4 protein-coding genes are annotated in these 7,861 nt (G+C 62.3%); all 4 read right to left on the minus strand.

Annotation, left to right across the window (positions count from 1 at the left end):
• Positions 1-17: 17 nt before the first annotated feature.
• Complete coding sequence (locus VFO93_RS04130) at positions 18-1,547, minus strand: RagB/SusD family nutrient uptake outer membrane protein (RefSeq protein ID WP_325133055.1); 1,530 nt, start codon at positions 1,545-1,547, stop codon at positions 18-20.
• 214 nt (positions 1,548-1,761) lie between these two features.
• A complete protein-coding gene (locus VFO93_RS04135) occupies positions 1,762-4,893 on the minus strand; it encodes a TonB-dependent receptor (RefSeq protein ID WP_325133056.1) in 3,132 nt (1,043 codons plus the stop codon).
• 329 nt (positions 4,894-5,222) lie between these two features.
• Complete coding sequence (locus VFO93_RS04140; protein WP_325133057.1) at positions 5,223-5,660, minus strand: PPC domain-containing DNA-binding protein; 438 nt, start codon at positions 5,658-5,660, stop codon at positions 5,223-5,225.
• Between the two features lie 191 nt (positions 5,661-5,851).
• A partial coding sequence (locus VFO93_RS04145; protein WP_325133058.1) for a DUF3857 domain-containing protein occupies positions 5,852-7,861 on the minus strand: 2,010 nt, incomplete at its 5' end.

The raw sequence follows: 7,861 nt of genomic DNA on the forward strand, positions 1-7,861 counted from the left end.
CAGCCGCTTCTTCGGGGCTAGTTGTAGCCGGGGTTCTGCTGCCAGAAGCCGGGGTTGATGCGTAGTTCGAGTATCGGAATGGGGAAAATCAGGTCGTGGTTGTCGAGCTGGCGGAAATTGGCCCCGGCGGCGGTGGTAGCACGCTTGAAGGCCGTCATCACCGAAATGGCGTTGCCGGTGCGCACCAGGTCGTGCCAGCGCTGGCCCTCGGCCACAAACTCGTAGCGGCGCTCGTTGAGGATGGCGGCGCGGAAGGCGGCCAGCGAGGCCGTTTGGGGCGAGGCGGCAGTGAAGGCTGCAATGCCGGCCCGCGTCCGAATCTGGTTGACGAGGCTGATGGCTTGCGGGGTGGCCGCGCCGGCTTCTTCGGTCAAGGCTTCGGCGTAGAGCAGCACTACGTCTTCAAAGCGCATGATAAAGAAGTTGTTGGGGTAGTCGGTGCGGCTTTGCACGCCGGATACGCCTTTCTCCAGGAACTTGGTAAACTGCGGGCGGCCCTGCACGATGGCCCCGGTAGTGGGGTTGCGGATAACCGAGTCGAGCGTGGCGGCCTTGCGCTTGTCGGCCTTGGGCCAGTTGGCCCCGAAGAGCGCGGGCGGCAAAGCAAAATCGGCCTGGAAGCCTGTGAACGGCGACCAGAACGTGGGGAATACCTGCCCCTGCTGCCACGGAATGGGGTTACCCAGGCCGGTATTGCCCGACTGGAACTGGATTTCGAAGACGGCGTACTTGTTGTCGTTGGCCGATTTGAAGATGTCGGCGTAGTTCGTGGCTACCGAGAAGGTGCTGGCGCCAGCCGCCGCGTACACGTCGGCGAGCTGCTGCTTGGCCAGCGGCAGGGCGGTGGCGTCCTTCAGCGGGAAGCCGTACATGGTCATGTACACCTTGCCGAGCAGGGCCTTAGCGGCCCACTTGGTGGCGCGGCCCTTGTCGGCGGTGCCGTAAGAGGCAGGCAGATTATCGACCGCAAACTTGAGGTCGTCGACAATGAACTTGTAGACGTCGGCCACGGGGGCGCGCGGCACCGTCTTCGAGTCCGCGATGCTCAGCGTCCTGTCCACAATGGGCACCTCGCCCCAGTAGCGCACCAGGTCGAAGTAGGCCAGCGCCCGCAGAAAGCGCGCCTCGCCCTTGAACTGATTGACGCGGGCAAACGTGAAGGGCTGGATGCGCTCTTGCAGCACATTGGAGCGGTACACTATCTCAAACAGGTCGGTCCAGGTGGCTTGCAGTTGCTGGGTTTGCGAGGTAGTGTTGAAATTGCTCACGTCGCTGTAGTCGCGCTGCACGGTGGCCACGTCGGCGGCGATGTTATCGGAGCGAAACTCGGCCAGAAACCAGTACGAGCTTTCGGGCAACGACAAACAGCCGTTATAAATGGCCATCACGCCCTGGTTGACCTGGATTTCATTTTGATAAAACCCATCGACCGTGTTGTTGGCGATGGGCTGAATGCTGAGGATGTCCTCTTTGCAACCGGTGCCCAGTAGTCCGGCCGCGCCGATGGCAGCGGCGCAGGCCAGGTTTTTTAGTGTAAAAGCTTTCATCGAAAATCGGGTGGGAATGAGTGTGGGTTCTTGGCTGTACTCGTCGTGTCATGCTGAGCGGAGCGCAGACGCCCGTCATGCTGAGCGGAGCGCAGCGGAGTCGAAGCATCTCTACTGCTGAACTAACTCCTGACGCTAGCAACGAAGCGGTAGAGATGCTTCGGCTCCGCTGCGCTGCGCTCAGCATGACGGGTGTAACCAAAAACTGAGATACTTACAGCGACAAGTTGAAGCCCAGTGCGTAGGTGCGGGCCTGCGGGTAGCTACCGTTGTCGAAGCCGCCGGTTTGCAGGGCCTCGGGCGAGAAGCCGCCGGTGTAGCTGTGCCAGATGTAAGGGTTTTCGAGCACCACGTAGAAGCGGGCGTTGCTGTAGAAGCGGCTGCGGGGCAGGTTGTAGCCTAGCGTGATGTTCTTGATGCGGATGTAGTCCGACTTGTAGAGCCAGCGCGAATCGAGCAGCGAGCTGTTTTGGGCCGTGATGCTGGGCGTTTTGCCGTCGCCGGGCTCGGCTTCCGATTTCCAGCGGTTGTTCCAGTCGGCCAGGTGGTTGTAGAGGTAGCCCATGCCCGGCCGGTCGATGCTGCGCCCGATGAGCGAGTAGAGGTAAGCACCCTGCTGGGCATTCACCAGCACATTGAGGTCAAAGCTCTTGTAGCGGAAGAAGTTGGTGATACCAAAAATGTACTTGGGAGCCGGGTTGCCCATAATGGTGCGGTCGGCGTCGGTGATTTTGCCGTCGCCGTTCACGTCGCGGTACTTGATGTCGCCCACGCGGGTGTTGCTCAGCTTGGGCTCCTTGTCTACTTCGGCCTGGGTTTGGTACACGCCGATGGCATCGTAGAGGTAGTACGAGCTGATGGGCAGGCCTACTTGCAGCAAACTCACGTAACCGCCGGGGCTGTTGCCGGTGGGCACGGGCGTGTTCTCGTAGTCGAGCTTCTCCACGCGGTTCATGTTGTAGGAAGCGTTGAAGCTGGTCGTCCACTCAAACGCGCCCACTAGGTTGCGCGAGTTCAGGCTCAGCTCCACGCCGCGGTTGAACACCTCGCCGATGTTGATGAAGGTGCGCGTGAAGCCCGTGAGCGACGAGAGCGGCACCTGGTACAGCAGGTCTTTGGTTTGCTTGGTGTAGTAGTCGGCCGATACTTGCAGGCGGTTGTTGAGCACGCTGAAGTCGAGGCCGTAGTTGAAGCTACCCGTTTGCTCCCAGCCCAGGTCGGGGTTCTGGAAGCCCACGGGCGCGTAGCCGGTGATGCTGGCCCCGTTGAGCGAGTAGTTGCTGATGCCCAGCAGCGAAAACTGCGAATCGTTCAGGATGCGGTTATTGCCCGTCACGCCCCAGCTAGCCCGCGCCTTGAGGTCGGTCACGAAGGTGACGTTCTTCATAAACTCCTCGCCCGAAATGCGCCAGCCCGCCGACACGGCCGGGAAGTAGCCCCAGCGCCGATTCACGCCGAACTTGGACGAGCCGTCGCGCCGCAGGCTGGCCGAAAGCAGGTATTTCTCTTTGTAGTTGTACTGCGCGCGGGCGAAGTACGAGAGCAGCGCCTCGCGGCCGGCCGTGATGTAACTGCGGTTCACGGTCGAGTTGGCCCGGTCAAACAGGTACGTCAGGTCGTTGGGCAGCTGGCCGTTTTCCTGCTGCGAAAAATCGGTACCCGTGCGCTCTATCGCGTAGCCCGCGATAGCGTTGATGCTGTGCGCCCCGCCCACCCCAAACGAGCGGTTGTAGTTGAGTACGCTCTGAAACATATAGCGCGTGGTAAACGTCTGCGAGTAGCGCGAGGTGCTCAGCGAGCCGGGGGCCGCCCCCAGCCACTCGCGGCTGGCGTTGGTGGGCGTGTATATCTGGTCCTGGAAGTAGGTGTTGTCCATGGCCCCCAGCAGTTGTAGCTGCAAGCCCTTGTAAATGTCGAAATTGAGCCCCATGTTGGCATTGAGGCGGGTGCGGGTACCGTTGGCATCGGTGCGCTCCATCACGGCCACCGGGCTGATGTAGCGGCCCGACCACGGGTAGGTGGTGTAGGGGTCGGCGCCCACGTACACGCCGGCCTCTTTGGGGCCCACGGGCGGCATCTGGGCGGCGTTCAGGGCCTGCCCGCCGGTACCGTCTACCCGGCCCAGGCTGCTCCACTCCATGCTCGGGGCCAGGGTCAGGAAGAACTTGATGCCCTTGCGCACCTGCGCATCCACGTTGGCGCGCAGCGTAGCGCGCTGCAAATCGCTGCCGATGATGATGCCCTTCTGGTTGAGGTAGGAGCCATTCACGTTATACTGCACATTATCGGTGCCGCCCGTCACACCCACCGTGTACTGCTGCATAATGGCGCGGCGGAAGATGGCCTTCTGCCAGTCGATGTACGCCAGACTGTCCTGGCCGTAGGCCCACTTGGGGTCGTAGGTGTAGCGAATGATGTTGGTCTGGCTCGGGGCCACGCCGTTCACCGTGAGGCGCTGAATGCGGGTAGCCCGCGAGTCGGCGGCCTTGTTCAGGGATGGGTTTTGATTTATCCAGTCTAGGTCGATGCCTTCCTTGCGCATCTGTATCCAGTCTTCGGCCGACTGCACGTTGAGCTTGCTTTCGGCCACCTGCATGCCCGTGTAGCCCGTAAAGTTGAGCTTGGCCGCGCCCTTCTTACCACGCTTGGTGGTCACGAGCACCACGCCATTATTGCCGCGCGAGCCGTAGATAGCGGCCGAAGCCGCGTCTTTCAGCACGTCGATGCTAGCCACGTCGGTGGGGTTGATGCCGCGTAGGTTGTCTACCGGCACGCCGTCCACCACGTACAGCGGCTCGGTATTGGCGTTGATAGAGGCTGCGCCCCGAACCCGGATTTGCAGCTCCGCGCCGGGCTCGCCGCTGGTGGTTTGCACGTACACGCCGGGCATCTGGCCCACCAGCGCGTTTTCGATGCGGTTTACGGGCCGCTCCTCGATTTCCTTGGCCGTGATACCGGCTACCGCGCCGGTCACGTTGCCGGCCTTTTGGGTGCCGTAGCCCACTACTACCACGTCCTCCAGGGCGTTGTCGTCGGGGTCGAGGCTCAAGCTAACGCTGGTTTTGCCGTTCAGCGGAATCTCACGCTTCACGTAGCCCACGAACGAGAAAATGAGCGTGCCCTCGCCGCCCGGCACTTGCAGCGAGTAGCTGCCATCGGCTGCGGTGGCCGTGCCGTTGGTGGTGCCTTTCAGCAGCACCGTCACGCCGGGCAGGGTTTCATTAGTTTTGGCGGCGGTTATTTTACCCGTAATGGTAACTGGGGGCTTGGATTGAGCCAGCGCCGCGCCGGCCCACAGCCACAGCAGCAGCACGAGGCCGCTGCCAAAGCAGTAGATTTTCTTCATAAGAAGAGGGGTGGGAAAAAGGAGGCAGAATGACCTTCAAATGAAGGGGGCACAAATGTGTCAGGCTTTCAGCCGGAAGCCTACCTGCCCTCACCTGTTTCTCACCGAAAATCCGCCCGGCGGCTCAGCTAGCCGCGCCGGGCACGGCTGCCTGAAAAGCACCCGGCTGCCCTTTTCGCCGCCCCCGCCTACCTGGCCACGGCCGGCCATTCCGCACTACTCTCGGCCAGCGGGAGAGTGCAGGTAAGTACGCCTCAACCCGCGCTATTTCCCGAAGCCTAAAACCCTGCCTAACCCTGCGCCTTACCTCGCGAAACCCTGCGGGAAACTTACTTGCGCGGCTTCACTACCAGTTCTTTGTATCCAAACGTCGGGTCCGTCTCGCGCACGAACTCCAGCTCGGGCAACTCGGCCAGCACAATTTCGGCAGTGGTATACACGCGGCAGCCGGCCAGCAGGTGCCCGCCCAGCGTGCGGCCCGTGCTGTCGCTCACGCTCAGGTGCAGGTGCGCGCCGCCCGTGCTCGACAGCGTGCCCACTAGCGATACTATCTCGAAGTGGCCCCGGTATTCGGTGGGCCCCTCCTGGTTGGCGAGCCGCAGCGTGGCCACCGTGAGGCTGCCCACGCAGGTAAGGACCGCGCCGGCTTTCAGGTGGTGCGCGGCGGTGTAGGCCAGCAGCGCGTCGCGCAGGTCGTCGCCGGGGCGCAGGCGCAGGGCGTGCGCCCGCGTGGCCGAAGTGTGGGTGGGCGGGGAGGTTTGGGCCATAGCTAAGGGGCTGGCGAGTAGCGTGAGTAATGGAAGCAGGTAGTGTAGTCGCATGGCTACTGTCTACGTCATACCGCTACGATTGTCATGCTGAACGCAGTGAAGCATCTTTACCGCACCGTTGGAATACAAACCAAACGGTACGGTAGAGATGCTTCACTGCGTTCAGCATGACAATCGTAGTCAGCTACTTATTTCTTTTCCAGCACCAGCACTACCTTATTGAAATTCGCCGACGCATTCACTACCGCCCGATACGCCTCGAAGTCCTTCTTAGGCCAGAAAATCTGCTGGTACGCCTCGGTCGAATTAATCACCAGCTTCTGCCCGTCCTGCTTGTAGCTGGAGCGGAAAAAATACACCGGCGCGGCCGGGTCGGTGCCGGCTTTCACATCCATGTTCAGGTCTTGCAGGTTGCGCACCGAGTAGCCAGCGGGCAGCTCCACCACCAGTTGGCGGCTGTATTCGCGGTTGAAGTCGTTTTCAACGTCGAACTGCCGCGCGTCCTGCTGATACAATTCAGTCTGCGGCCCGATGAGCGTGCCCACCTTGAACAGGTAGCGCGGCCCGGCCTTGTCGAGCAGGCCGGCGCTCTCGATGTCCGACTCCACCACGAAGGGTTTGGCCAGGATGTTGAGGCCGCGCTCGGCATTCTGGGCCGTCGTTTTCAAGAACTTGCCATCGGGCACGGTGGGCTTTTGCAGCTCTAGCAGCAGTTCCTGCTGCTTGTCTACTGGCACCAGTGGGTAGATGGTCTGGAGCGCAGCCCCCTGGTAGCCGCCCATCTCCTGGCGCAGGTGCACGGTGGCTTTGTCGAGGTCAGGGGCAAACTTCACCTGCACCGTCATATTGTGCGGGCTGGCCGTGGCGGGCAGGGCGGGCACCTCGTGCACGGTGCCCACCGCCGATTCTATCGCGCCCAGCTTCACGGTTTTCACGAACAGCGCGGGCGTGCTCGTCCACTCGGCCGGCACCATGCCCAGGCGGTAATCGGGCCGGCTGGGGGCCAGGTACTGCTTGGTGGCGGGTAGGTAGAAAAAGAAATTGTCGAGGTAGCCCCAGGTATCGAAGTCCTTGTCAAACGGCAGCTCGCTGCGGTCGGAGTTAATAACCAGCTCGTGGTCAACACCCAGCGTTTTGAGAGCCGCACCCATCAGCCGCACAAAGCCCAGCTCCGAGGCGTTGTGCGTGGCCACCATACCCGGCAGCTCGCCCCCGGCGCTGGGGTCGAGGTTGAAGTTGAGCTTGATGTAGTTTTCCACGGCCGCCACGCGCTCGGCCGGACTGGCCCCGGCGGGCACGTTGGCCGCCTTTAGCACGGTGGCCACGGCCTTGGCGTCTTCTTTATCGACGGTGTACACCACCTTGTGCATGGCCTGGCTGGCATCCGACCAAGTAAACTGCCGGGCCGCGCCCTTGTTGGCCGTGTAGGCCAGCTTGTACTCGACCCGCGCCCGGTGGGCTTTGGGCGCGGCAAACGCCTCGTTGTGAATAGCCTCCAGCTTGGGCACCTGCACCCGTAAGATGCGCTTGCCTTCGGTCAGCGTGTCGCGTTGCACCTTGGCATCGGAGTTGTAGACCTTGGCCTCGAAGGTGAGCTGGGTGGGTGAAATCAGCTCCACCGTCACGTCGCGCTCGGGCGTGCCGCCCTGCATTATCTCGCGGCCAAAGTGACTCATGCGCCGCTCGCGGGTGAAGTAGTATTCGACCTCGCTGCCGCTTTCCACGCCATCGAGCGCAAAAATGCGGTAGCCGCCCGCACCCTGCTCGTTTTTGAGCTCCTTCATACTCTCGGGCTGCACCTCCACCACCTCGCCCTTGGGGCTGATGGTGCGCGCCCGCACCGCGATGGTGGCCCCGCCCGGCAGCACTGGCACCGACAGCTTGTTGTACTGCTCGATGCCGTCGGCCGTGTTCACGCGCACGATGCGGTGCTCGGTCGTGAACGTGCGGATGTCTTTGCGCGCCGGGTCGTAGTAGTACTCCGTGGCCGTGAAGTCCTTGAGCACCACGGCCGGCTGCGTCGCCTCCTCGGCCGAGATGGGCAACCGCTGGCGGCGCTTCTCATCCCAGTGGTAGTCGGCGTACTGGAGCTTGCTGGGCAGGTCCTGATTGACTTTGGTTTTGCCGCGCTGGGCGTGGGCGGCGGCGGGGAGCAGGGCTGCGAGCAGGAGGGCGCGGCGGAGGGTAGAGGTTGGCAA

This window comes from Hymenobacter sp., assembly GCF_035709525.1.
In the GTDB taxonomy this organism is placed as follows: domain Bacteria; phylum Bacteroidota; class Bacteroidia; order Cytophagales; family Hymenobacteraceae; genus Hymenobacter.

Excerpts from the sequence above, each read along its gene's own strand:
- VFO93_RS04130 (WP_325133055.1), bottom strand. The coding sequence starts at position 1,547 with ATGAAAGCTTTTACACTAAAAAACCTGGCCTGCGCCGCTGCCATCGGC.
- VFO93_RS04135 (WP_325133056.1), bottom strand. The coding sequence starts at position 4,893 with ATGAAGAAAATCTACTGCTTTGGCAGCGGCCTCGTGCTGCTGCTGTGG.
- VFO93_RS04140 (WP_325133057.1), bottom strand. The coding sequence starts at position 5,660 with ATGGCCCAAACCTCCCCGCCCACCCACACTTCGGCCACGCGGGCGCAC.